At 74.5% G+C, this 25573-nt stretch carries 21 protein-coding genes, 1 tRNA gene and 3 pseudogenes; 15 read left to right on the plus strand and 10 right to left on the minus strand.

Going from position 1 to position 25573, the window contains the following annotated elements:
- Nucleotides 1-4 precede the first annotated feature (4 nt).
- The 8 genes from scpB (at nucleotide 5) to QQK22_RS05720 (ending at nucleotide 7072) form a co-directional block, all read left to right on the plus strand.
- On the plus strand, nucleotides 5-649 hold the full coding sequence (gene scpB / locus QQK22_RS05685; protein ID WP_284250046.1) for an SMC-Scp complex subunit ScpB: 645 nt from the start codon (nucleotides 5-7) through the stop codon (nucleotides 647-649).
- A complete protein-coding gene (locus tag QQK22_RS05690; protein ID WP_284250047.1) occupies nucleotides 646-1383 on the plus strand; it encodes a pseudouridine synthase in 738 nt (245 codons plus the stop codon). The genes scpB and QQK22_RS05690 overlap by 4 nt, the downstream gene beginning before the upstream one ends.
- A complete protein-coding gene (locus tag QQK22_RS05695; protein WP_284250049.1) occupies nucleotides 1380-2513 on the plus strand; it encodes a prephenate dehydrogenase in 1134 nt (377 codons plus the stop codon). Before QQK22_RS05690 ends, QQK22_RS05695 begins: the two co-directional genes overlap by 4 nt.
- Complete coding sequence (cmk, locus tag QQK22_RS05700) at nucleotides 2510-3205, plus strand: (d)CMP kinase (RefSeq protein ID WP_284250050.1); 696 nt, start codon at nucleotides 2510-2512, stop codon at nucleotides 3203-3205. Before QQK22_RS05695 ends, cmk begins: the two co-directional genes overlap by 4 nt.
- Nucleotides 3202-3900, plus strand: a complete 699-nt coding sequence (locus QQK22_RS05705; protein ID WP_284250052.1) for a lysophospholipid acyltransferase family protein — start codon at nucleotides 3202-3204, stop codon at nucleotides 3898-3900. Before cmk ends, QQK22_RS05705 begins: the two co-directional genes overlap by 4 nt.
- Before the next feature lie 142 nt (nucleotides 3901-4042).
- Nucleotides 4043-5614: a ribosome biogenesis GTPase Der gene (gene der / locus QQK22_RS05710; RefSeq protein ID WP_431310136.1), complete on the plus strand. Its 1572-nt coding sequence runs from the start codon at nucleotides 4043-4045 to the stop codon at nucleotides 5612-5614.
- Between the two features lie 82 nt (nucleotides 5615-5696).
- Nucleotides 5697-6737, plus strand: a complete 1041-nt coding sequence (locus QQK22_RS05715; RefSeq protein WP_284250053.1) for a hypothetical protein — start codon at nucleotides 5697-5699, stop codon at nucleotides 6735-6737.
- Nucleotides 6738-6790: 53 nt separating this feature from the next.
- A complete protein-coding gene (locus QQK22_RS05720) occupies nucleotides 6791-7072 on the plus strand; it encodes a hypothetical protein (RefSeq protein WP_284250054.1) in 282 nt (93 codons plus the stop codon).
- A gap of 101 nt (nucleotides 7073-7173) precedes the next feature.
- On the opposite strand, the gene QQK22_RS05725 is transcribed toward QQK22_RS05720, so the two are convergent.
- Nucleotides 7174-8304 (minus strand): baeRF11 domain-containing protein, encoded by a 1131-nt coding sequence (locus tag QQK22_RS05725; protein WP_284250055.1) that lies wholly within the window; start codon nucleotides 8302-8304, stop codon nucleotides 7174-7176.
- Between the two features lie 78 nt (nucleotides 8305-8382).
- Nucleotides 8383-9869, minus strand: a pseudogene (locus QQK22_RS05730) (dihydrolipoyl dehydrogenase family protein).
- 109 nt (nucleotides 9870-9978) lie between these two features.
- Between QQK22_RS05730 and QQK22_RS05735 the strand changes: the two are divergent.
- Nucleotides 9979-11016: an LLM class flavin-dependent oxidoreductase gene (locus QQK22_RS05735; RefSeq protein ID WP_348525514.1), complete on the plus strand. Its 1038-nt coding sequence runs from the start codon at nucleotides 9979-9981 to the stop codon at nucleotides 11014-11016.
- A gap of 109 nt (nucleotides 11017-11125) precedes the next feature.
- A tRNA-Pro gene (locus QQK22_RS05740) sits at nucleotides 11126-11199 on the plus strand.
- 99 nt (nucleotides 11200-11298) lie between these two features.
- Here the strand turns inward: QQK22_RS05740 and QQK22_RS05745 are convergent.
- The 4 genes and pseudogenes from QQK22_RS05745 to QQK22_RS05760 form a co-directional block, all read right to left on the minus strand.
- Complete coding sequence (locus QQK22_RS05745; protein ID WP_284250056.1) at nucleotides 11299-12369, minus strand: sodium:calcium antiporter; 1071 nt, start codon at nucleotides 12367-12369, stop codon at nucleotides 11299-11301.
- Between the two features lie 51 nt (nucleotides 12370-12420).
- Nucleotides 12421-12710 (minus strand): annotated as a pseudogene (locus tag QQK22_RS05750) (DUF4287 domain-containing protein).
- Nucleotides 12711-12781: 71 nt separating this feature from the next.
- Nucleotides 12782-14872, minus strand: a complete 2091-nt coding sequence (locus QQK22_RS05755) for a hypothetical protein (protein ID WP_284250057.1) — start codon at nucleotides 14870-14872, stop codon at nucleotides 12782-12784.
- Nucleotides 14873-14911: 39 nt separating this feature from the next.
- A complete protein-coding gene (locus QQK22_RS05760; protein ID WP_284250058.1) occupies nucleotides 14912-15484 on the minus strand; it encodes a TetR/AcrR family transcriptional regulator in 573 nt (190 codons plus the stop codon).
- Nucleotides 15485-16107: 623 nt separating this feature from the next.
- Here QQK22_RS05760 and QQK22_RS05770 point away from each other — a divergent pair.
- Nucleotides 16108-16263: a hypothetical protein gene (locus tag QQK22_RS05770; protein WP_284250059.1), complete on the plus strand. Its 156-nt coding sequence runs from the start codon at nucleotides 16108-16110 to the stop codon at nucleotides 16261-16263.
- 547 nt (nucleotides 16264-16810) lie between these two features.
- Nucleotides 16811-17821: a LacI family DNA-binding transcriptional regulator gene (locus tag QQK22_RS05775; protein ID WP_284250060.1), complete on the plus strand. Its 1011-nt coding sequence runs from the start codon at nucleotides 16811-16813 to the stop codon at nucleotides 17819-17821.
- A gap of 52 nt (nucleotides 17822-17873) precedes the next feature.
- Here the strand turns inward: QQK22_RS05775 and QQK22_RS05780 are convergent, their stop codons facing one another.
- Entirely contained in the window at nucleotides 17874-18788 is a 915-nt protein-coding gene (locus QQK22_RS05780; protein ID WP_284250061.1) for an alpha/beta hydrolase, read from the minus strand.
- A gap of 205 nt (nucleotides 18789-18993) precedes the next feature.
- Between QQK22_RS05780 and QQK22_RS05785 the strand changes: the two genes are divergently transcribed.
- The 3 genes from QQK22_RS05785 (at nucleotide 18994) to QQK22_RS05795 (ending at nucleotide 22555) form a co-directional block, all read left to right on the plus strand.
- Nucleotides 18994-19977, plus strand: a complete 984-nt coding sequence (locus tag QQK22_RS05785) for an alpha/beta hydrolase (RefSeq protein WP_284250062.1) — start codon at nucleotides 18994-18996, stop codon at nucleotides 19975-19977.
- A complete protein-coding gene (locus QQK22_RS05790; RefSeq protein WP_284250063.1) occupies nucleotides 19974-21416 on the plus strand; it encodes a carboxylesterase/lipase family protein in 1443 nt (480 codons plus the stop codon). The genes QQK22_RS05785 and QQK22_RS05790 overlap by 4 nt, the downstream gene beginning before the upstream one ends.
- 155 nt (nucleotides 21417-21571) lie before the next feature.
- Complete coding sequence (locus tag QQK22_RS05795) at nucleotides 21572-22555, plus strand: LacI family DNA-binding transcriptional regulator (RefSeq protein ID WP_284252568.1); 984 nt, start codon at nucleotides 21572-21574, stop codon at nucleotides 22553-22555.
- Between the two features lie 16 nt (nucleotides 22556-22571).
- Here QQK22_RS05795 and QQK22_RS05800 read toward each other — a convergent pair whose 3' ends face one another.
- The 3 genes and pseudogenes from QQK22_RS05800 to QQK22_RS05810 form a co-directional block, all read right to left on the minus strand.
- The gene (locus QQK22_RS05800) at nucleotides 22572-23411 is read right to left on the minus strand and encodes a beta galactosidase jelly roll domain-containing protein (protein WP_431310184.1); all 840 of its coding nucleotides are present in this window, start codon (nucleotides 23409-23411) and stop codon (nucleotides 22572-22574) included.
- 45 nt (nucleotides 23412-23456) lie between these two features.
- A pseudogene (locus tag QQK22_RS05805) lies at nucleotides 23457-24439 on the minus strand (beta-galactosidase); the annotation flags it as partial.
- Nucleotides 24440-24548: 109 nt separating this feature from the next.
- Entirely contained in the window at nucleotides 24549-25538 is a 990-nt protein-coding gene (locus tag QQK22_RS05810; protein ID WP_348525630.1) for a LysR family transcriptional regulator, read from the minus strand.
- Between the last annotated feature and the right edge of the window lie 35 nt (nucleotides 25539-25573).

Raw genomic sequence — 25573 nt, forward strand, 5'->3', positions numbered from 1 at the left:
TGGGGTGACCGAGGAGCGCAGTGACGTCGACGTCGACGTCCCACCGCTCCCGGCCGCCGCACCGCACCACGCAGCACCTCCGCGGCCGGTCGCGGCCGACCTGCCCGGCGGCGAGCGCGCCGCGGTCGAGGCGATCCTCGCCGTCGTGGACGAACCGGTGAGCGAGGCCCGCGTGGCCCAGGTGCTCGACATCCCGCGCGAGCGCGCGCGGCACCACCTGCACGACCTCGCGGCCGCCTACCGGGAGCAGGAGCGCGGGTACGAGCTGCGCGAGGTCGACGGTGCGTGGCGGCTCTACTCCGCCCCGGCGTTCGCCCCGTTCGTGCGCGACCTCGTGCTCGACGGCCAGACCGCGCGGCTGACGCAGGCGTCGCTGGAGACGCTCGCCGTCGTCGCCTACCGCCAGCCGGTCACGCGCGGCCGCATCGCCGCGATCCGGGGCGTCAACGTCGACGGCGTCGTGCGCACGCTCGTGACACGCGGCCTGATCCAGGAGGCGGGGCGCGACGGCGAGGGCGGCGCCACGCTGTACCGCACCACGACCACGTTCCTGGAGCGCATGGGACTCGCCTCGCTGGAGGAGCTGCCGCCGCTGGCGCCCTACCTGCCGGGCATGGACGAGCTGGACGAGCTGGAGGACATCAGGTGAGTGAGGAACCGGACGGCGTCCGGCTGCAGAAGGTGATGGCGGCCGCGGGTGTCGGCTCGCGGCGCGTGAGCGAGGACTACATCGCCGCCGGGCGCGTCAGCGTAAACGGTGAGGTCGTGACCGAGCCGGGGCGCCGCGTGGACCCCTCCCGCGACGTCGTGCACGTGGACGGGCTGCGCGTGCAGCTCGACGCCGACCACCTCACGCTCGTGCTGAACAAGCCGCTCGGCGTGCTCTCGGCGATGTCCGACGACCGCGGCCGGCCCACGCTCGAGCCGTACGTGACCCCGACCGGCAAGCGGCTGTACCACGTGGGCCGGCTCGACTCCGACACGGACGGTCTCCTCCTGCTGACCAACGACGGCGAGCTCGCGCACCGCCTCGCCCACCCCTCCTACGAGGTCTCGAAGGTGTACGTCGCGGAGGTGCGCGGCGACGTCGCGCGCGGGGTCTCGCGGCGACTGCGCGACGGCGTCGACCTCGAGGATGGTCCGGCCCGCGCGGACCGGTTCACCGTGCTGCAGAACCGCACCGACGCCAGCGTGGTGCAGATCCAGCTGCACGAGGGGCGCAACCGCATCGTGCGGCGCATGCTCGAGGCGGTCGGTCACCCGGTCACGCGCCTGACGCGCACCGCGATGGGGCCGATCCGCCTCGGTCAGCTGCGCCCGGGGCAGACCCGCGCCGTCACGGGGTCGGACCTGGGCGAGCTGATGAAGGTGGTGGGGCTGTGAGCCTGTCCACCACGGGCCCCGTCCTGGTGGTCGGTTCGGGCCTGCTCGGGGCGAGCGCCGGTCTCGCGCTCAGCATCGGCGGGGTGCCGGTGCAGCTGCAGGACACCTCGCCGTCGGCCCGGGCGCTCGCGCGCGACCTCGGCGCCGGCACGCTGGTGGACGACGTCGCCCCCGACGACCCGACGCCGACCCTCGTGGTCGTGGCGGTCCCGCCGGACGTGACCTCCGACGTCGTGGCCCGCGCCCTGCGCCAGCACCCGGACGCCGTCGTGACCGACGTCGCGAGCGTGAAGGCCGTGATCCTCGCGGAGCTGCAGGAGATGGTCGCCGCGGGCGGCCTGAGCGACGCCGAGCTCGCGCGCTACGTCGGCAGCCACCCGATGGCGGGGCGCGAGCGCTCCGGCGCGGCGGCGGCCGACGCCGACCTGTTCCACTCCCGGCCGTGGGTGCTCGTGCCGCACGCAGGGAGCGACGCCGGCGCGCTGGCCCGCGTCCGCACGCTCGCGATCGACCTCGGCTCGGTCCCGCTGCAGATGGGTGCCCAGGAGCACGACGACGCCGTCGCCCTCGTCTCGCACGTGCCCCAGGTGCTGTCCTCCCTCGTGGCGGCGCGCCTGGTCGAGGCGCCCGACGGCGCGCTGGCGCTGGCCGGGCAGGGGCTGCGCGACGTCACGCGCATCGCCGCGAGCGACCCGCGGCTCTGGGCCGCGATCCTGGTCGGCAACGCCGCGCCGGTGCGCGACCAGCTGGCGCTGGTGCGCGACGACCTCACCGCCCTCGTGGCGGCGCTCGACGGCGCGGCGCAGCAGGGGCCGCTGACGCCGGGGGCGATGGCGGCGGCGAGCGACGCCGTCCGGCGCGGCAACGCCGGCGTGGCCCGCGTGCCGGGCAAGCACGGCGGGGCGCGCCGCGCCTACGCCGAGGTGACCGTGCTGGTGCCCGACAGCACCGGTGAGCTGGGCAGGTTGTTCGCCACGGTCGGAGAGCTGGGAGTCAACATCGAGGACGTGACCATGGAGCACGCGACGCAGCACCGCGTCGGTATGACGACCCTGGCGGTGGTCCCGGACGCCGCCGAGCGGCTGACGCAGGGTCTGGACGAGCGCGGCTGGCGGGTGGTGCAGGCATGAGCCTCGTCATCGCCCTGGACGGCCCCTCGGGGTCGGGGAAGTCGACCGTCGGCCGCCACCTGGCGCGCGTGCACGGACTCGGCTACCTCGACACCGGCGCGATGTTCCGCGCCGCCGCCTGGTACTGCCACGACCGCGGGATCGACCTGACCGACGCCGACGCCGTGACCGCCGCCGTCGCCGCGCTCCCGCTGGAGCAGGACCTCGATCCCGACTCCACCCGGGTCGCGGTCGACGGCGTGGACGTCACGGACGCGATCCGCACCACCGAGATCTCGACCCACGTGAGCAAGGTCGCCACCAACCTCGGTGTGCGCGCCGAGCTCAAGGCGCGGCAGCGCGCGATCATCGCCCGTGAGGCGACGGCGGACGGGTGGAGCGGCGGCCGGGGGATCGTCGCTGAGGGGCGCGACATCACGACCGTCGTTGCGCCGGACGCCGACGTGCGCGTGCTCCTGGTGGCGCGCGCCGAGGCGCGGCTGGCCCGCCGGGCGCTCGAGCTGCACGGCACCGCCGACGCCGGTGCCATCGAGGCGACCCGCGACCAGGTGCTGCGTCGCGACGCCGACGACTCCACGGTCTCGCAGTTCCACGCGGCGGCCGACGGCGTCGTCACCCTGGACTCCTCGCACCTGTCGCTGCCCGAGACGCTCGCCGCCGCCGAGAGGATCGTGGCGGAGCAGCGCCCGTGAGCGACCGCCGCGCGCGGCGATCGGGCGCGCTGGTCACGCCCGAGGTGATCCGGCGCGGCGGACCGCTGTGGTCGCGGCACGTGGGGCGCGCGCTCGCCCACGGCTGGTGGAGCACGGACGTCGTGGGGGCCGAGCACGTGCCGGCCGCCGGGCGCGTGCTGGTCGCGCCGAACCACACCGGCGCGATCGACGGCCCGCTCGTGCACGGCACGATCCCGCGGCCGTCGCACTTCCTGGTGAAGCAGGAGTTCTTCAGCTCCCGCCTGGGGTTCCTCATGGACTGGGCCGGCCAGATCCCGGTGGACCGCGCCGGGGGCGGACCCGCGCTCGCCGTCGCTCGCGAGCTGCTCGAGGAGGACCGCTGCGTGGGCGTGTTCCCCGAGGGCACCCGCGGCCGGGGCGACGTGGCCGCCGCGCGGGCCGGGACGGCGTGGCTCGCCGTGGCCACCGGGGCGCCGGTCGTGCCGTGCGCGGTGCTGGGAACCCGGCCGCCCGGGCGCTCGCGCGGCTGGGTGCCGCCGCCGCGGACGCGGCTGCACGTCGCGTTCGGGGAGCCGGTCGAGATCGGGCGGGGGAGCGGGCGGCGCGCCGTCGCCGTCGCGATGGCCCAGGTGCAGCGCGCGATGGTGGCGCTGCTGGCAGACGCGCGGGAGCGGACGGGCATCGCGCTGCCCGACGACGACGTCGCGCCCTGAGCAGGGCGACCGGGCGTCCGCCCGGAGCGGCTGACCGGACGGCCATCGACCCCCGGCGACGCAACGGCGCCGTTCGCGTCGCGACTCGCCGCCGCGCGGCTCGCGCCAGCCGCTCCCAGTGGACACCCCTGCGCTTCACCAGATGGCGCGCGGGCGGGCCGCGACCTGGGAGGATGGTGGGGTGAGTGACGTCAACACCCCCGAGCAGCCCGCCGACGAGACGGTCGAGGCCGGCCTCGCCGACGAGACGATCGTCATCGACCTCGCCGAGACGCAGGACGACGTGCGCCAGGCCGAGATCATGCGCCTCGGGCTCGAGGAGTACGAGCTCGACGAGTCCGACGCCGCCGTCCTGTCCGGGGTGCGCGAGCTCGAGCCCGACGAGATCCCGGACTCGGCGCTGCCGGTGCTGGCCGTGGTCGGGCGTCCGAACGTGGGCAAGTCGACGCTGGTCAACCGCGTGCTGGGCCGCCGCGAGGCCGTCGTGCAGGACACGCCCGGGGTCACCCGCGACCGCGTGCGCTACCGCGCCGAGTGGAGCGGGCGCCCCTTCATCCTCGTGGACACGGGCGGCTGGGAGCACGACGCGCGGGGCCTGAATGCGCGCGTGGCCGACCAGGCCGAGGTCGCCGTCTCGCTCGCCGACGCGGTCGTCTTCGTCGTGGACGCGACGGTCGGTCCGACGGCGACCGACGAGCGCGTGGTCGAGGTGCTGCGCCGCTCCGGCAAGCCGGTGCTGCTCGCCGCGAACAAGGTCGACAGCCCGCGCGACGAGGCCGACGCCGCCACGCTGTGGTCGCTCGGTCTCGGCGAGCCCTACCCGGTCTCGGCGCTGCACGGGCGTGGCAGCGGCGACATGCTCGACGCCGCGATGGCGTTGCTGCCCGAGGTCTCGGCGGTCGGCGGGGCGATCCCGCCCGGCGGCCCGAACCGCGTGGCGCTGGTGGGCAAGCCGAACGTCGGCAAGTCGAGCCTGCTGAACTCGATCATGGGTCAGGAGCGGGTCGTGGTCGACGACGTCGCCGGCACCACGCGCGACCCGGTCGACGAGCTCGTCGAGATCGGTGGCCAGCCGTGGGTGCTGGTCGACACGGCCGGGATCCGCCGCCGCGTGCACCAGACCCAGGGCGCCGACTTCTACGCCTCCCTGCGCACGCAGGCGGCGATCGAGAAGGCGGAGGTCGCCGTCGTCCTCATCGACGCGAGCCAGACGATCACCGAGCAGGACATCCGGGTGATCCAGGAGGTCATCGACGCCGGGCGGGCGCTCGTGGTGGCCTACAACAAGTGGGACCTCATGGACGAGGACCGCCGTCCCTACCTCGAGCGCGAGATCGAGCAGGGTCTGGTGCAGATCCCGTGGGCGCCGCGCGTCAACGTCTCGGCGAAGACGCGCTGGCACGTCGACCGCATCGGCAAGCACCTCGACGCCGCGCTCGACGGCTGGGAGACGCGCGTGCCGACCGGCCGCCTCAACGCGTTCCTCGGCGAGCTGACGGCCGCCACGCCGCACCCGGTGCGCTCGGGCAAGCAGCCCCGCATCCTGTTCGGCACCCAGGCCGACACGCGCCCGCCGCGCTTCGTGCTGTTCGCGACCGGATTCCTCGAGGCCGGCTACCGCCGGTTCATCGAGCGCCGCCTGCGCGAGGAGTTCGGGTTCGTCGGGTCGCCGATCGAGATCAGCGTGCGGGTGCGCGAGAAGCGCAAGCGGTGAGCGAGTCGGGGGCGAGCCAAGCGAGGGACGCAAGCGTCCCGCCGCGCTCCTGCGGTGGGGCCTTCCGCGCGACCACCGCGCGATGGAGCACGTCATCGCGTTCGTGGTGATCACGCTCGCCACGGTGCTCCTGACGCGGCTGTTCCTCCTGGCGACCGGGTTCCCGCAGGTCGGCGGTGACGGCCTGCACATCGCCCACGTCCTGTGGGGCGGCGCCCTCATGATCGTGGCGCTCGTGATGCTGCTGCTGTTCATCGGCCCGGTGGTGCGGCCGGCGGCCGTGCTGGTCGGCGGGATCGGCAACGGGCTGTTCATCGACGAGGTCGGCAAGTTCCTCACCGACGACAACGACTACTTCTACGAGCCGGCGTTCGCGATCATCTACGCCACCTCGGTGCTCATCGTGGTCGCCGCGGACCTCGTGGTCTCGCGCCGGCGGCGCGTGGCGACCGAGGACGTCGCCTCGGCGGCCGACGTCGCCGTCACCGGTCTGGTCGGCGGGTTGTCGCCGCGCCAGCGCGCGGCCGCGCACGAGCTGCTCGAGCGTGCGGCGTCGAGCGCGACGTCGGGCAGGCACGTCGCGGGGGCGGACGAGGTGCGCGCGCTGATCGACGCGATCCCGTCCGACGACGACGAACTGCCCGACCCGATCCGGGCGCTGACCCACCGGGTCTCGGCCGCGGCGCGGCGCCTGGTGTCGGAGACGCACGGCTGGCGCATCGCGCTGTGGGGGAGCGCGGCGGTCCTGCTCGGCTCGACGGTCGTCGCGATCACCGACGTCCCGGCGGCGTTGGACAGCGGTGTCGCCTTCCTCATCCCGGTCTCCGGGCTGTCGCTGCTCGCCGCATGGGCGCTGTGGTTCCTGGCATGGCGGACCCAGCGCAGTGGCGGGGACGGCAGCGACGATGCGGGAGGGCGCGTCCGCCGTCGGGCGCTCGACCTGCTGCGCGCGGCGATCGCCGTCAACCTCCTGCTGACGCAGGTCGCGCTCTTCCGGTTCGACCCGTGGCAGGCGACGGTGCTCGTGATCCTCGGGCTGGTGCTCCTCGTGGTGCTGTGGGCGGAGCAGCAGCGGCGGCACGAGCCCGCCCCCGGCGACGTCGAGCGGATGCCCACCGCGTAGGTCCGCTCGGATCTCCGGTGGCCGGGGCGGCCGGTCCGTGCCATGGTCGGGGCATGGAGCCGCTGCCCAGGAACCAGGCCGTGCGCACGGCTCGACCGCCGACGTGGTTCCTGGCCTTCGCGTCCGTGTTCCTCCTGATCGGTGTGGGTCGCCTGACGCTACTCGCGGGCGGCCAGGGAGAACCGTGGCTGGGCCTCGGCAACATCCTGATCGCGCTGCTGTGGGTGGCGCTCTACGTCCGTGCCTACCGCATGTCGCGACGCCCCACCCGGGGACCGGACCCCCACGGCGGCACGGACGCTCCCCGCACAGCCCCGCGCCACGGGCGGGGGTGAGCGCAGCACCCCTCACTCGACACAAACGCCGAGAACGACACGGCCCGCGCGATCCGGATGGATCACGCGGGCCGTGTCGTTCTCGGCGGAGCCGGGACGGACTAGTCGAGCCCGACCGCCTCGCGCGGCGCGCGCAGGAGGGCCGCGACCGGCGAGCCGTCGATGAGGTCGGCGTTGCGCACGGCGTGGACCGTGCCGCCGGTGTTCAGCACGCGGGCGGCAATCTCGTCGACCAGGGCGTAGGTGCGAGGACCGGGGCGCTCCGCCGTCGTGATAGCGCCGAGGTCGTCGATCGTGCCCTCGGTGTGGTCGTCCATGTCGAAGTGGAGGTCGTCGACCTGGCCCATGGTCGCGGCGATCGCGACCTCCTTCAGCTTGCTCGTGGCACGCCCGTTGCTGCGCGCCGTACCGAAGTGCTCGCGCCACTCCTCGAGCTGCCGCGCGTAGGTGGCGTCGAGGATGCCGCGCGCCCGCTCGTCCACGCTGTCGACGTCGAGCGAGCCGGGGTGCACGTCGATCCGCTCCTCCAGGAGGGTGGGGTGCGTGTTGATCGCCCGGTAGGCCGGGTCGAACTCGGGGCCTGCCGCGAGGATGAGCGGCAGCTCGTCCTGCAGGTGCGGGAGGACGGCGTCCTGGACCGCGCGGGCGAACCGCTCACGCTCGGGACGGTCGCCGAGGTCACCGCGGGCACGGCCGCGGTCGGCCTGACCGTGGTTCTCGGCGTGGCCGAGGACGGACTGCAGGTCGCTCGGGAGGTCGAGGGAGACCTCGTGCGCCCGGGAGTCGGCGGTCAGCGCCCACAGGTGCACGTCCTGCTCGGCAAGACCGAGCACGTAGCCGCCGTGCGGGAACGTGCGCGCCCGCAGCAGGGTGCCGAGGTCGTAACGGTCGCCGACGTGCACCGAGTCCGAGACGCGGTTCGCGAGGCGGTAGGTGCGCACCTCACCGGCGGCGGCGAGGATCGCGAGCGAGCGGCCCTGGTGGCGCCAGAACTCCTGGTCGCCGTCGAGCTCACGGATCGGGGCGAGCGTGGAGCCGGCGACGGCGTCGCTCACGCCCGCCTCGGCGAGCTCCTTCGCGGCGTCGCCGACCGCGTTGCGCAGGGCGAGGCGGATGCGTTCGTGATCCGCGGGGACCGGCGAGGAGGTGAGGTAGATGCTCACGCTCGCGTCGTCGCGGGCCCCCATGAGGGTGGCGAGGTCACTGGTCTTCGGGAGATCGACAGGAAGCATTCTTTACCGTAGGCAGATCGTTCCGCGAAGATCCAGTCTCCCGTCCGGCGGCCGTCCGACCACCGCGAGCCCAGCCGGCTACGCGCTCAGCGCGGTGTCCCGACCAAGCGACTCGAGCATCCGCAGCCACACCTCGCTGATGGTGGGGTAGGCGGGGACGGCGTGCCAGAGGCGGTGCAGCGGCACCTCGCCGACGATCGCGACGGTCGCCGCCTGCAGCAGCTCGGCCACGTCCTGCCCCACGAACGTCGCTCCGAGCAGCACCCCACGATCGGTGTCGACGACGAATCGCGCCTGCCCCGTGTAACCCTCGGCGTGCACGCTCGTCCCGGCGACGGAGGCGAGGTCGTAGTCGACGACGGTCGTGGTGCGCTCGTCGTCCTGCGCCTGCGCGGCGGTCAGCCCGACCGAGGCCACCTCGGGCTCGGTGAAGACGACCGCCGGGACCGCGCCGTGGTCGGCGGTGGCGACGTGCGCGCCCCAGGGGCCGTCGTCGAGCGTCCCGCCCCCGCGAGCACGACGACGCCGTCGCCCACCGCCCGCGCCTGGTACTTGCCCTGGTGCGTCAGGAGGGCGCGGCCGTTGACGTCACCGACGGCGTAGAGCCAGTCCACCGGGTTGCCGTCGGTCCCGAGCACGCGCAGCGCGTCGTCCGTGGCAAGCGTCTGGCCCGGCTCGAGACCGATCGTCTCGAGCCCGAGGACGTCGGTCGCGGGTCGGCGACCGGTGGCGACGAGCACCTCGTCGACCACGAGGGTGGAGTCGTCGCTGAGGGTGAGCGTGGCGGGGCTGTCGGCGTCGGCGCGCTCCACCCGGGTCGCCGTCGTACCGACGCGCACGACGGCGCCGATCTCCTTGAGTGCGTCCCCCACCAGCTCGCCGGCGAACGGCTCCAGGTCGCCGAGCAGACCCTCACCGCGCACCAGCACGGTGACCTCGCTGCCGAGCGCGGCGAACATCGTGGCGAACTCGGAGGCGACCACACCACCGCCGACGACGGCGAGGCGCGCGGGCACGCTCGGCGTCGCGATCGCCTCCCGGTTGGTCCACGGATGGCTCTCGGCGAGACCGGGGACGTCCGGGATCACGGAGACGCTGCCGGTCGCGACGGCGACGGCGTGGCGCGCGGTGAGGGTGCGCTCCTGGCCGTCGTGCTCGACGACGACGGTGCGCTCACCCGCGAGGCGGCCGTGGCCGCGCACGAGCGTGACGCCGGCTCCGACGAGCCACTCGACCTGTCCGCTGTCGTCCCAGTGTGCGGCGGCGCCGTCGCGGAAGGCGAGGGCGGCCTCGACGTCGATCTCTCCGGTGACGGCCTCGCGGGCCCCGGGCACGCGGCGCGCGGCGGCGACGGCGTGGGCCGGGCGCAGGAGGGCCTTGGTCGGCATGCAGGCCCAGTAGGAGCACTCGCCCCCGACGAGCTCGGACTCCACGATCGCGACGGACAGGCCGCCCTGGACGGCGCGGTCGGCGACGTTCTCGCCGACGGGGCCGGCGCCGATGACGACGAGGTCGAACTCGTCGTCGTGCGTGGAGGTGGGTGCGCTGGTCGGGTTCGTCGTCATGCCCCGAACGTACGCCCGCGCGGCGGGTGCGGCGAGGTTCGCGTTCGCCCTGGGAGGAATGGGAACACCGGCGGCGGGGTGGCGGGTTGTCCCTGGGGTGAAGCTCAGCGTGCTCGACCTCATCCCCGTCCGAACCGGCCAGACCTCGCGGGAGGCGCTGCTGGCGAGCGCCGCGATGGCGCGGGAGGCGGACGCGCTCGGCTTCACGCGGTACTGGGTGGCCGAGCACCACAACATGAACGCCGTCGCGAGCTCGGTGCCCGGGGTGCTGATCCCGTTCCTCGCGCAGGGGACGAGCCGGATCCGCTTCGGCTCGGGCGGCGTGATGTTGCCGAACCACGCAGCCCTGGCGATCGCCGAGCAGTTCGCGCTGCTCGAGGCGATGCTGCCGGGGCGGATCGACCTGGGGATCGGTCGCGCACCGGGCTCGGACCCCGTGACGGCGTACCTGCTGCGGGGCGGCGCGCAGCAGGCCGGAGTCGACACGTTCGAGCAGGACGTGACGCTCGCGCAGGCGCTGCTCGGCATCGGCGGGGACCCGGGGGAGTCGGTCGGCATCTCGATCTCGGGCCGCCCCTACGACCTGCGCGCGACGCCGCGCGGTGAGTCCTCGCCCGACCTGTGGCTCCTGGGCTCCAGCGACTACAGCTCCGCGCTCGCCGCGCGGCTCGGGCTGCCGTACGTGTTCGCGAACCACTTCGGGATGCCCGGGCTGGAGATGGCCCTGGCGCGCTACCGCGCGGAGTACCAGCCCTCGGTGGCGTACCCGGAGCCGCGCACGCTGCTGCCGCTGAACGTCGTGGTCGCGCCGACCGAGGCGGAGGCGGTCGAGCTCGCCGGACCGCAGCTCGTGCAGATGGTGCGCCTGCGCACCGGTGCGCCGCTCGGGCCGCAGCTGAGCGTCGAGGAGGCGGCCGCCTACCCGTGGTCCGACGCCGAGCGCGCCCTCGCCGACCAGGTGCGGTCCGGCTGGTTCGTGGGGGAGGCGGGCGACGTCGCGGCGCGCCTGCGCGAGGTCGCGGAGCGTCACGGTGTGGACGAGATCATGCTCTCGCCCGTGGCCGGGGTGCGGGACGGCGACCCGCGGGACGCCGCGCCGTCGCGTGTGGCGACGCTGCGGGCGCTGGCGCGGAAACTGCTCGGCTGAGGCGCTTAGCACCGGTCCCCGGGGCGCTCGTGGTCGGGAGGGGTCCGCGGGCTGTGTAGACTACTCGAGGCCCAAAACGCCGCCGGGAGACCGGGGTGAACGGGGTCGGCGGGCTGTGGCGCAGCTTGGTAGCGCACTTGACTGGGGGTCAAGGGGTCGCAGGTTCAAATCCTGTCAGCCCGACCGTGTGATGTCTCAGGACATCGGAGACAGTGGCCTCACGGAGACGTGGGGCCACTGGTCATTCCGGGGCAGGACGCACGGCCTCGCGCCCCTCGACGATCAGGCGGCGATCGTGAACAGTCCGCCGACGCCCAGGACGTAGAGCGTGAGCACGACGAGCGAGTCGACACCCATCCCCAGGATGCGCCGCCGCGGTCGGAAGATCAGACCGACGACGTACACCAGCGTCAGCAGCGCCGCGAGGGCGGTGAGGTAGATGTCGGCGCCGTCGGCTCGCGGCAGGACTGCCGAGCCCGAGATCACGGTGGCCATGAGGAACAGCACCGGGAGGAAGGCGTTGCCCCCGAAGATGTCGCTGATCGCCAGGGTGTCGTCGCCCTGACGGATCGCCTGCAGGCCGGTCGAGATCTGGGGGAGCGACGTCGCGAGCGCCAGGACGGTCGCGCCGAAGAGCACGCCGGAGAGCCCGATCTGCGACGACGCCGCGTCGCCCGCGCGCTCGAGGACGACTCCCGCGACGAGCGTCGCGCCGGCGGCGACGGAGAAGACGATCGCCGCCCTCCGCGTGCTCATCGTCGTCGTCGATCCGCGCCTGCGCGGACCGGAGCCGCCCTGCCGAGGTGCTCGGGGGCCGGTGCCGGGTGCGTTGTCCTCCCCGTGCCAGGGCAGGTGTGATCCCGCCCGCCGCACCAGGAGCAGTCCGACGATCCACAGCGCGGCGATCAGCACGACGTCGGGGGTCAGGCGCAGGACCTCGAGTCCGCCAGGCAGCTGACTCCCCACGATCACGACGGCGAGCACGGAGACCACGACGATCCCCTCGAGGACGAGCGAGAGGGACGCCGCCCGGTGGGTCAGCGACCTCACACCTCTTCCGCGCCTGCCGAAGGCGTCCAGGACCACGAGCACGACGGTCTGCAGGGCGATGCCGCCCAGGATGTTACCCACCGCGACGTCGAGGTTGCCGGACGCCGCGGCCGAGACGGTGATCGCGATCTCCGGGAGGTTCGTCGCGACAGCGAGCATCACGAGCCCGCCCAGCGCGCTACCGAGGTGGAGCCTCGCGTCGAGCACGTCGACCGCTCTCGAGAGCTGGATCCCGGCGACCCACACGACCGCCGCCGCGGCGACGAAGATCACGACCAGCAGTCCGAGCGGCAGCGTGCTCACGGGCCGACCCTAGACCTCGCGGCGCCCTTCACGGCGCTCCACGATCCCGACTCAGTGCGGCCGGGTCGCCCTCCCGTCGAGCCACAGCTCATCCGTCTCGTCCCGGTGCGGCCCGCTGCTGCCGACGTGCCTCGCGTCGATCGTGGCACCCTTCTTGATCACGTGGACGACGGCCATCCCGTGGCCGCGCCCGAGACCATAGTCGGTCTTGAGCCACTCGAGGATCGTGCCCGCCTTGACGTCCGGGGCGTCGTAGCCGCGTTGCACCGCAAGGTCCACGAGCTGGCGGGGGTGAGACCGGTCTTGTCCTCGACGGCGTCGAGGTAGGCCTGGAACGACATGCGCAGTCCGATCGTCGGGGGTGGCAGCACTCAGCAGGATCGAGGATGCACCACCGACGCTGCGCGCGTCCTCACGCCGATCCGACCCGCGCCGCGAGCCACGCCTGCGCCTCGTCCACCACAGCCGCGGACGGCCGAGGGTGCACGTGCTCGGGCAGGGTGATCAGCCGGTGCTCGGCGGCGGCCTCGAGCGCCAGCTCCTTCGTACGCGGCGAGAGGTCCGGGTGCTCGACCACCTCGACGATGCGCGACCACCACCCCATGCTGTTGCCGATCGAGTAGTGCCACAGCGGCTGCGCAGGGTCGACCGAGCCGATCAGGGCGCGCGCGAGCACGTGCGGGCGGACCGGCGCGGGCTCCTGGCGCAGCAGGTCGTCGAGCACGAGGACCGGCGGCCGGCCCTCCAGCCGCGATCGCAGGAGCGCCCAGGTCAGGAGGTGGCCCGTGTCGTGGGCTCGCGAGCTGATGCGCTCCCACAGCACTGCGGCCTTCGCCTCGTCCGGTACTCCGAGTCCGGTCAGCGGTGCGAGGGCTTCCTTCCACGCCGGCGGCGTCTTCGCCCACCACGCCAGCAGCGTCGGGGCGAGGGGGTGTTCGACGTCCTGGGCCAGGCACGTCAGCGTCACCAGGGGGTGGCGCCACTCGGTGTAGGTCGTCTCGTACTTCTTCGTCAGCACCTTGCGCCACCGCGGCTTCAGCGCATCGACATCCTCGGCGGTCGCGGCGCCGTGCGCGTACAGCAGCTCGAGGCAGAATCCGAGCCCCTGGATCTCGGTCCGCGGGTCGGCGACCTGCTGTCGCAGCCACGCCACGTCGCCGTCGGTGAGCGTCCGGTAGCGGTCCCACTCGTCGGTCAGGCCACCCTCGTACTGCGTGAGGTCCGGACCGCTGCTGCGCAGCAGCTCCGGCGCCGCGCCACGGAAACGCCCGAGGTCGGCGCGGGCGTCGGCCGTCGTCCACCCCGGCCGCACCGCGACGTCGTCCGCCAGGTCCTCGAGCGCGCCGGTGACGACGTCGAGCCGGTCATTCGCCCGCCGGGCGAGGCTCGTGCGCAGCGCGAGCGGGAGGCGGTCGTCGACGGCGTAGCGCACCGCCGCGACCAGCGCGGGGCCCACGCGCGCGCCGGCGCGGCCCGCGGCGGCCGTGTCCAGCGAGAACAGAGCCGTGCGCAGGGCGTCCCAACCACCCTCCTGGGCATCGGCCGCCTCCAGCACGCGCGCGACGGCGAGCGTCGCGGCGACGACGTCGCCGTCACCGGTCGCGTCCTCGGCCCCCTCGCGCGCGCCGGCGATCTCGGCGTACCGCAGCCGCAGCAGCGGTCCGACCGCCTCAGCCTGACCTGCCGCCACCGCGGCCGTGAGAACGTCGGCGCCGCGCTGGCTCGGGAACTCCGCCAGCAGGCCGAAGGCGAGCTCACCCAGCTCCTCGACGAACGTCCGGGCCCGGGCGTCGTCGTGCCGCAGCAGCGCCCGCAGCAGCCAGTGCCGCCCAGCGAGCTCGCGGGGGTCGTCCGTCTCCTCCCACAGCCGCCCCAGCTCTGCGGCCTCCTCCGGGGTGACGGCGTCGCGCAGCTCCAGCGCCTCCACGATCCTCGACACGCCGTCGAGGTCGTCCCCCTCGGTCACCTCGGCGACGCGCTCGTGCAGCCACGCCTCCTCGGCGCCGGTCAGCGGGCGGTACGTCTGCTCCGCCGTGCGTCGGCTCACGGGCTCGGTGAGCTCCTCGAGCAGCTGGCGGACGGCGACCGGGTCGGAGGGGTCGACGAGACCGTCGCCGTCGCGCACGACGACGCGGTCCAGGCCGAACGCCCCGCCCGGGCCGTTGTCGGTCAGCCGGTACCCCTCCGGCCCCGCCCCGAGCCCGGCGGCGACGACGCCGTGCTCCCCGCCCCAGTGCAGCATCAGCTCGCCGACGAGTGTGCCCGAGCGGTCGAAGGCGCGCCGGTGCGACTGCCAGTGCCAGTAGACGAAGGAGGAGCCCGCCGCAGCAGGATCGGTCGACACCAGCTCGGCAGCGTCGTCGTGCCCGTCGCTCTGCGTGTACCGGTTGCGGTCCGGCGGCGCCAGCACGAGCAGACCCGCCCCTCCGAGGCCGTTCCACCAGCGGGTGATCCTCGTCAGGTCGCTCGCCCCGCGCGTGCCGGCAGCCGTGTCCGTCGTCATGCGGCTCACGCTAGGGCAGCGGGCCTCGCCCCGGGTGGGTCAACCGGTGGTCGGCCACGTGCGCAGCGCGCGATCGAGCGCGTCCAGCGCCCGCTCCCAGCTCTCCGCGGTCGACGGTGCGCGGTGCGACAGCGCCCCCGCACCCTCCAGCGAGACCATGCCGTTGACCACGGCGCCCAGCAGCCGGGCCGCGTGCACCTGCTCGGCGGGGTCGAGCGCGTAGGCGTGCAGCGACGCGAGCACGAGCGAGGCGACGCGCGCAGCGCCGTCGGAGGCGACGGTCGCCGCGGTGGCGGGGCGCTGCAGCGCCTCCCAGAGACCGGGGTGCTCGCTCGCGAGGTCCGCGTGCGAGCGCGCCAGCCCCGCGAGAGCTGCGCGGCCGGACCGGCCCGCGAGCGCCGTCGCGATCCCGTCGGCGAGCGTGGTCAGCGCGCGGCGGTGCAGCCGCGCGTGCAGCTCCTCGCGCCCGCCGACGTGCGAGTACAGGCTGGCGGGCTGCACGCCGAGGAGCCTCGCGAGTGCCGCGACCGTCACGGCGTCGTACCCCTCGCGGTCCGCGAGGTCGGCGGCCGTGCGCTCGATCAGGTCGGGGGTGACGCCGGCGCGCGTCATGCGCGCGCTCCCAGGACCGGCGCGAACGGGCCGCGCTCACCGTGCACGTGCGCGACGAACCGGTCCGCGACGAGGTGGTGCGTGGCGGTGTCCGGGTGGAGGCCGTCGGGCAGGGGAGGCGCGCCTCGTCGGCGGCGCCGTAGAGCGCGAGGCCGTCGAGCAGGTGCAGGTGCGGGTCGTCGGATCGCCGCTCCACCACCTCCGCGAGCGCCTCCCGGACCACCTCGAGAGTGAGGCGCCCGAGCGCGGTGTCACCGGGAGTCCCGGAGGCGAGGAAGCGCACCTCGCCCGCGGCCAGGGCCGCCGGGTCGATGGTCCCGGGCCCCGGCGTGCGCTCGTGGATCTCGCAGTGCAGCGGTCTGATCAGGAGGATCGGCGTGGTCGGGTGGCCCTCGCGCACCGTGTCGAGGAACCCGTGCACGGCCGAGACGAAGGTGCGCCGCCGCATGCCGTCGAGGTTCACGACGTTGATGCCGAGCGCGAGGCTGATGACGTCGGCGGGGGAGTCGCGGACCACGCGCGCCAGGAACGGGTCGACCAGCGCGCTCCCGCCCAGCCCGAGGTTGCGCAGCCGCATCCCCAGGGCGCCCGCGGCGCGGATCGGCCAGACGTCGAGGGGGCCCGTGGCGTTCGACCCCTGGCTGATCGAGCTGCCGTGGTGCACCCACCGCGGCCCGTCGGACGGCGCCGGCTCCACGGGCGCGTCGGCGGTGAGGTCCACGAGCTCGACCGCCTCCTGGTGCGGCAACCAGATCTCGACGACGTGCGCGCCGCCGTAGGGCCCGCCGGTCGCCGGGGCGCCCGGCAGGTCCACGCGCGTGACGTGGTCCTCGCCCTCGTCCCGCGACGCGCCGCCGGTCGCGAGGTCGATCGCGGTGGTGCTCCCACCGGTCAGCTCCTCCTCGCGCACGACCACGCCGTCGACCACGACGGCGATCCGGCCCCGCGGCCGCGGCACGCCCGCGAACACCGTGCGGGAGGGGTGGGTCGTGAGCTCCAGCCACGTGGCGTGCGTGCGCAGCCGGAGGTGCACACCCGAGGTCTGGCTCTCGGCCATCAGGAGCTGCGGGTCCGGCACCTGTGTCCGCGCCCGGGCGGGGAGGCGGTGGGGGACGGCGCCGCGCCGCCCCGGCTCGAGCTCCGCGACCCCGACCACCAGTGGTGTGAACAGTTCCAATGCGCCCATGCCCGCAGCCTACGCCCCGTAGGAACCGACGGCACCAGGGCGAGCGCCCACCCGCCGCGCGGTAGCGTGGGCGGCGGCACCGGGGCACCCTCGGAATGCCGTGAACCCCTGGCAACCCGGCAGCGAGGCGGAGGAGCGACGTGCCCGCAGCGGCGACGATCTACGAGGTGGCGACCCGGGCGGGCGTCAGCATCTCGACCGTCTCGCTCGCGATCAACCACCCGGGCCGGGTCAGCGAGAGTACGCGCCGCCGCGTGCTCGCCGCCGCCGACGAGCTCGGCTTCGTCCCCAAGGAGCGCGCGATCGCGCGAGCCCGCGCCGGGGTGGGCCGCATCGCCGTCGTGGCCCCCTTCACCTCCTACCCGAGCTTCGCGCAGCGCCTCGCGGGCGTGATGACCGAGCTCGGCCGCGACGGCACGCAGCTGGTCGTGCACGACCACGAGGACGTCGCCACGTCGGACTCGCCGCTGCTGGCCACGCTGCCGGTCCGCGGGCACGTCGACGGCGTGATCGTCATGGGCATCCCGGTCCAGGAGGCGGTCGGGCGGCGACTCGCCGAGCGCCTGCCGACGGTGCTCGTCGACCAGCACCACGACCTGCTGTCCAGCGTGTGGGTCGACGACTTCGCCGGCGGGCAGCTCGTCGGCGCCCGCCTGCTGGCCGACGGTCACCGCCGCGTGCTGTTCGCGCGCGAGACCGAGACGTCCTACCTCAGCGACTCGCCCGCGCAGCAGCGCGTTGACGGCCTGCGGTCGGTCCTCGGGCCGGGCGCCGTGCGGGAGGTCACCGTCAGCAGGTCGCCGCGCGCGGGGCAGGAGGTGCTCGAGGCGCTGCGCGCCGCGCCCGACGGCGAGCGCCCCACCGCCGTCTTCGCCTACCGCGACCTCGTGGCGCTCGGCGTCGTGCACGCGGCGCGCGCCGCCGGCGTCGACGTCCCCGGTGAGCTCTCGGTGGTCGGGTACGACGACGACGACGCGGCGGCCGCGCTCGACCTGTCCACGGTCGCGAGCCCGCTGCGCGAGAGCGGGGCCACCGCGCTCCGGGTGCTCCGGGAGGTCCTGGCCGACCCCCGCCGCGCGCCGAGCCGCACCGAGCTCGCGCTCCTGTACCGGGCGCGCGGGACGACCGGGCCCGCGCCGGACCGGGTCTGAGACCACCGGGCCTGAGACGACCGGGTCCGAGTCGACCTCAGCCCACGAGATCTCAGCCCACGAGGTCTCTGAGCACCGCCACCACCTCGCGGTGCCACAGGCGCGCCCCGCGCCACCCGCGCAGCAGCGCCTGCGACGCGTGCACCTCACCCAGGTGGCGCGTCGCGGTGACCTCGGTCCCGGCCGCACGCAGCCGCCGGACGAGCTCCTCGCCGCCCGCCCGCAGCGGGTCGAGCTCGGCCGTCATCACGTGGGTGGGCGGCAGCCCGGCCAGGTCGCCCCGCAGGGGTGAGACCTCGGCGGTGAGCGCCTCGTCGGGCGTCGCGTACCCCTCCCGGATCGTCTCGAGGTCGCCGAGCCCGTTCAGCGCCGCGTGCTCGTCGAGCCACGGCGCACCGGGGGAGAGGTCGACGACCGGCACCTCCAGCAGCTGCCCGCGCACGGCGACGCCGTGGTCGCGGGCCCAGGCGCACAGACCGGCGGCGAGCGCGCCGCCCGCCGAGACGCCGCCGACGACGATCCGGTCCGGGTCGATCGCGAGGTCGCGGGCCCGCTCCACCAGCCACCGCAGCGCGTCGCGTGCGTCGAGGGTGGCGGCCGGGTGCGGGTTCTCCGGTGCGAGCGCGTAGTCGACGCACACCACCGCGACCCCCGCGTCGACCGCCCGCGCGCTGCAGAAGGCCACGTTCACCAGCTCGTCGGGGTGCCCGAACCGGAACGCGCCGCCGTGCAGCACCAGGTAGGCGGGTACGACGTCGGCGCCACGACCGGGAGGCCGGTAGACGTCGATCCTCAGGAGACCGCGGTCGGTGGGCACCTCGTGGGTCGTGCGCCGAGCCGCGGGCGGCGCGACGCCGAACTCCGTGAACAGCGCGTCGCTCACCCAGCGCGCGTGCTCCCGCTCGTCGGGCGGCGCCTCCGGCGAGGCGGCGAGCTCGGCCGAGCGGGTCAGCCACGCCTCGATCACCGGGTGCAGCGTGGGTGCCGACGGCGGCGGCGCAGGCGATGGCACGTGAACTCAGCTCCCTCCGGCGCGGACGCCGTCCCCGGCACCGTCTGGTGCCTCTGACATGACAGCGCGCGTCTGCTACGTTGTCAACTGCTTGCTCGAAGCACTTCGACACTTATCCACTTCGGACGACCGCCACCGCTGGACAGTCGCAGGAGACTCCATGCCACCAGACACCGAGCCGCTCCACCCCGTCATCCGAGAGGCCGAGGCGGCGATGCGCGCCGTCATGAGCGCCACGGTCGTCACCACGCCGCAGGAGCAGCGCACCCTCGCGCTGCGCATCGACCGCGAGGTGGTCGCGCCGCTGGTGGCGGATCCGCCCACCGACGTCGACGTCGAGGACGTCACCGTCGCGGTCCCGGGGCGCGGTGACGTGCGCTGCCGGGTCTACCGTCCGCGCGGCGTGCGGGCGGTCGGCGGTCACCTGTTCCTGTTCGGCGGTGCGTTCCGGCAGGGCGGGATCGACTTCCCGAGCGTCGACGCGCTGCTGCGCACGCGCGCCGTGCGGGCCCGCACCGTCGTCGTCGCCCCGGACTACGCCCTGGCGCCCGAGCACCCCTACCCGGCCGCGCTGGAGCAGGTCGTGGCGGTCCACCGGTGGCTCGCGGCGGCGGCCGACGAGCTCGGCTTCCCTCCCGGGTCGGTCACGGTCGGCGGGATGTCCGCGGGCGGCAACCTGGCGGCGGCGCTCGCGCTCGTCAACCGCGACGGCGACCGGCTGCCCCTGCGCCGCCAGGTCCTCGAGGTGCCGGTGACCGACCTGACCGGCGGCCACCTGAGCGTGGACGTCGCGCCGTCGCTCGGGATGCCGCGGGAGGCGGTCGTCCCGATGATGCAGGAGCTCGCCGCGAACTACCTCGCCAGCGCGAGCCCGACGGCGCCCACGGCCTCCCCGCTGCTCGCCCGGGACCTGTCGGGCCTCCCGCCCGCCGACGTCCTGGTGGCCGAGCTCGACGTCTTCCGGGGCGACGGCGAGGCGTACGTCGCCGAGCTGCAGCGTCACGGCACGCCGGCCACGCTGCACGCGTTCGCCGGGATGACCCACGGGAGCCTGGCCTTCACGCGCGAGGTTCCCGGTGCGCGAGAGTGGGAGGACCGGGTCGTGGCCCTGCTCGACCCCGACCGCGAGGAGGACGTGCCGTGACCCGGGTGCGGACGCGCAGCGGAACCGTGCGCGGAGCGGTGGTCGACGGCGTCCACCTGTTTCGCGGCATCCCCTACGCCGCCCCGCCCTTCGGCCCCCGGCGGTACGCGGCGCCGGTGGCGCCGGAGCCGTGGAGCGGCGTGCGGGAGGCGACGACGGCGGGTGTCGCGCCACCCCAGCCGAGCCCGTCGCCGCAGGACTCGTGGGCGCCTCTGTACGCGCCGTCGCGCACCGGCGAGGACTGCCTGACGCTCGACGTCGCGACGCCGGAGCCGGGATCCGCAGCGCTCCCCGTGGTCGTCCACATCCACGGCGGGGGCTACGTGACCGGCGCCGGATCCCTTCCGCTCTTCTCCGGCGTCCCGTGGGCGCGCAGCGGCGTCGTGCACGTCAGCATCAACTACCGGCTCGGGCTCGAGGGGTTCCTCCACCTCGAGGACGCGCCGGACAACCTCGGGCTGCGCGACCAGGTCGCCGCCCTGACCTGGGTGCGGGAGGACGTCGCCGCCTTCGGCGGCGATCCGGACCGGGTCACGGTGATGGGGCAGTCCGGGGGCGGTGTGAGTGTGCTGACGCAGCTCGCGCTCCCGGCCTCGGCGGACCTGCTGCACCGCGGCATCGCGATGAGCGGATCGACGATCGCCTCGATCGACCCGGACGCCGCGGCGGGCCAGACGCGAGCCGTCGCCCGGCTGCTCCGCGTCCCCGCCACGGTGGAGGGCTTCCGCGGGGTGTCCGTCGACCGCACGGTCGCGGCGGCGCAGAAGCTGTCCTCGCGATTCGCGCTGGGGCTGCTCCGCGGGCGCTCGGAGTCGCTGATGATCACGCCCTACCGGGCGGTGCACGGGACCGACCTCCTGCCGCTGCCCGTGCGGGAGGCGGTCGGTGCCTCCACCGTGCCGCTCCTGGCCGGCACGGTCCAGCACGAGACGGCGGGCTTCGTCGAGGGGCTCGCGGGGGTGCCGGTTCTCGGGTCTCTCGCGCGGCGGGGTCTGCGGCACGCCCTGTCGCTCGACGGCGCGGCGCGTCGTGCGTGGTCGACGGGACCGCGCCGCCTGACGGACCCGCTGGAGCAGATCGAGGCCGCCTGGACCGAGCACGCCTTCCGCGGACCGACCCGCGAGGCGGTCGAGCGGCGGCCGGGGCCGTCGTGGCTCTACGAGTTCCGCTGGCGCGCGCGGGAGCCGATGGGCGCCGCGCACGGGATCGAGCTGCCCTTCAGCGGCGACGTGCTCGGCGTCGTCGACGACCTGACCGACGACGCCCGCGAGCACCTGCAGGGTGCGCCGCAGCACCTCGCCGACGACGTCCACGGATCGTTCGTCGAGTTCATCCACGGCAACGACCCGGGGTGGCCGCGGTTCGACGCACCGCACCGGTGGACGAGAGTCTGGGACGAGTCCGGTCGGCCGGGACTGCTGGGCGACGTGCCGGCCTGACGTCGAACGGACCGTACGACGTGCGCGACCGCCCCGCTCGGGTCCGGTCGACCCACTAGCATGGCTCCGGCCGGCCAGGGCGGTCGGTCGGAGCGGAGAAGGACGTGCGGACGCCATCGGCCCCGGGGGCCACCCAGCGACTCCGGGCGCCGACGATGGCCGACGTCGCCGCCGAGGCGGGAGTGTCGCCGCAGACGGTTTCGCGCGTGCTTCGCGGTCACCCGAACGTCTCCGACGTGACCCGTCTCCTCGTGGAGGGCGCGGTCGCCAAGACGGGTTACCGCCGCACGGGCCTTGCCCGCGCGCTCGTCACGGGCCGCAGCATGACGCTCGGCGTCATGACTCACGAGTCGGTGCACCACTCGGCTGCCGCGCTCATGCTCGGCATCACGCGCGCCGCTCGCGAGCGGGGGTACTTCGTCAGCGCCGCCGGAACCACCTCGGTCGCCCCTGCGGCCGTCTCCGCCGGGATCGAGCACCTCCGCGACCAGGGGGTCGACGGGCTCGTCGTCGCCCTGCCCGTCTGGGACGAGGAGGCTCTCGAGAAGGCCACCCTCCGTCTGCCCACCGTGACCATCGACGGGTCGAGCCCGTCCGCCGTCGGGACCATCAACGCCGACCAGGAGGAGGCCGGGCGCATCGCGACCCGCCACCTCCTCGAGATCGGTCACGAGACGGTCTGGCACGTCGCGGGGCCGACGGCCTGGAAGGACGCCTCGGGTCGCTCGACGGGGTGGGAGAAGGAGCTCGTCGCCGCCGGACGCTCGGTGCCACCCGTCCTCTACGGCGACTGGACCGCCGAGTCGGGCTACCGCAACGGGTTGATCCTCGCGCGCATGCCCGATGCCACCGCCGTCTTCGTCTCCTCCGACGAGATGGCTCTGGGGCTCGTCAGCGCGCTCGTCGAGCACGGTCGACGCGTCCCCGAGGACATCTCGGTGGTGGGGATGGACGACATCCCGCTGGCACGTTTCGGCGTCCCGCCGCTGACCACGATGCGGCAGCCGTTCGAGGAGATGGGTCGGGACGCCGTCCGCCTCGTCCTCGACGCGGTCGAGCGCCCCGACGTCGAGCGGCAGCACCTGCTCGTGGAACCCGAGCTCGTGGTGCGGCGCAGCACCGGCCCCGCCGCGGGCTGAAGGCCGGCCCCGACGCTCAGAACTCCTCGATGTAGCTCTCCTCCGGTCCGAGCGACGGCCTGGCGCGCAGCTCGACCGCAGAGCCCCGGCGCTCCAGCTCGAGCACCGTGATGACGTTCTCGCCCCGGTGCAGCAGTGGAGCGGGGACGTACAGAGTCTCCTGCGGCCCCACCTCCCAGTAGCGCCCGAGGAGGAAGTCGTTGACCCACACCAGTCCGCGTTCGAACCCTGGGAGTGCGAGGTGCGTGTCGGCCACCTCGGTGAGGGTCGGCGTCGCGAAGGCGACCCCGGCGCCGTCGAGCTCGACGGCGGGCGACCCGGACTCCCCGGGCGACCGCTCGCGCAGACGGGTGAGGTCGTCCGGACCTGCGTCGGCGAGGTCGAGGGGACGGGCGCGCCAGCGCTGCACAGCCCGGCGTCCGAGCAGAGCCGGCGCGAGGAGCCCCTTGCGCTCCCCGAGCGACCAGCCGTAGTTGACGCGTCCGAGGTTCTCCACGATCACGTGCAGACGACCGGTTCCGCCCACGCCCCGCGGACCCAGATCGATCGACCCCGACTCCTGGACGGCACCGAGCCGACGACCGTCGAGACGCACCGTTGCGCGGTCGGCCACCTGCGGGAACGCGAGGGAGACGTCGTCACCCGGCAGCAGGACGTCGGCGTCGAGCAGGAGCATCCCCGCGTCGAGGGAGAGGTCCTCGAACGCGACGGTCGTGGCGACGTCGACAGCCGGGCCGGCGAGCAGGTCGAGAGCGTCGTCGAGGTTGCGGCCCGGGGTCGTCGGGAGCGTGCGCGCCGCGAGGGTGCGGGGCTGCTGCGACACGATCGGGGCCGACGCGCCCAGCGCCTCCCGCATCGCGAAGAACTTCTCGGTGAGCGTGCCGTCCTCCGCGATCGGCGCGTCGGAGTCGTAGCTCGTCACGGTGCTGAGGAGCTCGCCGTCCTCCCGGTTCGCCCCCGCCCACAGGCCGAAGTTCGTGCCACCGTGAGCCATGTAGAGGCACACGCTCCCCCGTCATCCACGATCTCCGCCAGGGTCTCGGCCGCGCTCGCGGGTGAACGCACGTGGTGCGGGCGGCCCCAGTGGTCGAACCAACCGTTCCAGAACTCGGCGACGAGGAAGGGCTCGTCCGCGCGGCGCGCGCGTACGAGGCGGCGTGCCGCACCAGCACGCGATCCGAGGGTCAGAGCGGTGAGGACGCCGTCCACTGCCCCCGCGTCGAGCATCAGCTCGGTCCCGCCGTCAGCCGTGAAGAGCAGCTCGGTGATCCCGTTCTCGCGCAGCAGCTCCGCGAGAGCCACCGGATAGCGCCGGTCGTCACCGAAGCTGCCGAACTCGTTCTCCACCTGGACGGCGACGATCGGACCGCCGCGGTTGGCCTGCAGCGCGGCGAGTCGCGGGACCAGGTGCGAGAACCAGGCCCGCACCGGGGCGAGGAACGACTCCTCCGGAGTTCGGAGCGGGAGCCCACGACCTGTCAACCAGGCCGGCAGGCCCCCGTTGGACCACTCGGCGCAGATGTACGGACCGGGGCGCACCGTGACGTCGAGACCGAGATCGCCCGCGATCCGTACGAACCGCTCGACGTCGCGCCACCCCGTGAAGTCGGGTGCTCGGTCCTCGTGGGGCTGGTGGAAGTTCCACGGGATGTAGGTGTCCACCGTGTTCAGACCCAGGTCCTTGACGCGTTGCAGACGGTCGCGCCACTGGTCGGGGTGCACCCGGAAGTAGTGCACCGATCCCGACAGGATCTGGACCTCCTCGCCGTCGCGGTGGAACCGGTTCGCCGACCACGTCAGGGTGGGCGAGGGTGCGGACAGGGTCCGAGCAGGACCGGGACCGGGGTCGGTGCGGACCGGCTGTCCGGCGTGCGTCGTCGTCATCGTGTGCGCCTTCGTGGGTGATGGGTGGGGCCATCGTGGCACACGGGTGATATCGATGCCATCACCACGACGGCGGCTCCCACGGACGAGCGGACGTGCGGTCCGCGGATCACCCGAGGGGCCGGCGGAACTCCGCTGCCGCCTCTCGCAGAGCCGCGACGGTCGCGGCGACAGCGGGGACGCGCATCAGGTCGGCGCTCGTGGCGGCGTGCACCCGGCGCACGGACACACCGGTCACGTCGCGAACGGCGACGCCGGGGTGGCGTTCGGCGACCGGCCGGACGAGACCGGGGACGAGCGCGACGCCGAGGCCCGCGGCCACGAGCCCCAGCACGGCGGAGTAGTCGTCGGTGGCGAAGCTGACGTCGGGGGAGAAGGCGGCGGCCCGCGCGGCGCGGAGCAGGTGGTCCCGGCACCGCGGGCAGCCGGCGATCCACTCCTCCTGGGCGAGGTCGGACAGGTGCAGCCGCGATTGACCGGCGAGCGGGTGGTCGTGCGCCAGGACCACGGTGGCGACGTCGTCGATCAGTGGCGTGCGCACCAGCCCCGGAGCGTCGTCGGCGGCGTCCGCGGCCCCGTCGGCGAGGGCGCCCGCGTCGTCGTCGAGTCCGGCGTAGCTGAACGCGAGCACGACGTCGCACTCGCCCGACCGCAGGAGCGCCAGCGACTCGGGCGGTTCGGCCTCCACCAGTCGCACGGTGAGTCCCGGGTGGTCCTGCCGCAACATGGCGAGCGCCCGGGGGACGAGCGTGGCGGTCGAGGACGGGAAGGTCGCGAGCCGGACGACGCCGGCGCGGATCCCGGCCAGCGCCTCGACCTCGAGCAGGGCCGCGCGCAGGGTCGCCCCGATGGTGTCGCCGTGCCGGGCCAGGGCTGCGCCCGCCGGCGTCAGTCGCACCGCGCGCCCCGCGCGCTCGACCAGGGCCGTGCCCACCCTGCGCTCGAGTCGGCGCACGTGCTGGCTCGCGGCGGGTTGGCTGATGCCGATCGCGTGTGCCGCGCCCGTGAGCGAGCCGTGCTCGGCCACGGCCTGGAGCAGTCGGAGCGACCCGATGTCGAGGGGGCGGTCATCGCCGAACCATAACCTCCGGTGATGGATAGGTGCTCGAGGTGCGCCTTGATGGACGTCGTCGG

Origin of the sequence: Litorihabitans aurantiacus, assembly GCF_030161595.1 — a bacterium.
GTDB lineage: Bacteria > Actinomycetota > Actinomycetes > Actinomycetales > Beutenbergiaceae > Litorihabitans > Litorihabitans aurantiacus.

Bases quoted from the DNA above. Each gene is read 5' to 3' on its own strand.
- cmk (WP_284250050.1), top strand. From the start codon at position 2,510: ATGAGCCTCGTCATCGCCCTGGACGGCCCCTCGGGGTCGGGGAAGTCG.
- der (WP_431310136.1), top strand. From the start codon at position 4,043: ATGGCGCGCGGGCGGGCCGCGACCTGGGAGGATGGTGGGGTGAGTGAC.
- QQK22_RS05715 (WP_284250053.1), top strand. From the start codon at position 5,697: ATGGAGCACGTCATCGCGTTCGTGGTGATCACGCTCGCCACGGTGCTC.
- QQK22_RS05720 (WP_284250054.1), top strand. From the start codon at position 6,791: ATGGAGCCGCTGCCCAGGAACCAGGCCGTGCGCACGGCTCGACCGCCG.
- QQK22_RS05725 (WP_284250055.1), bottom strand. From the start codon at position 8,304: ATGCTTCCTGTCGATCTCCCGAAGACCAGTGACCTCGCCACCCTCATG.
- QQK22_RS05755 (WP_284250057.1), bottom strand. From the start codon at position 14,872: ATGACGACGGACACGGCTGCCGGCACGCGCGGGGCGAGCGACCTGACG.
- QQK22_RS05760 (WP_284250058.1), bottom strand. From the start codon at position 15,484: ATGACGCGCGCCGGCGTCACCCCCGACCTGATCGAGCGCACGGCCGCC.
- QQK22_RS05785 (WP_284250062.1), top strand. From the start codon at position 18,994: ATGCCACCAGACACCGAGCCGCTCCACCCCGTCATCCGAGAGGCCGAG.
- QQK22_RS05795 (WP_284252568.1), top strand. From the start codon at position 21,572: ATGGCCGACGTCGCCGCCGAGGCGGGAGTGTCGCCGCAGACGGTTTCG.
- QQK22_RS05800 (WP_431310184.1), bottom strand. From the start codon at position 23,411: ATGCGGGAGGCGCTGGGCGCGTCGGCCCCGATCGTGTCGCAGCAGCCC.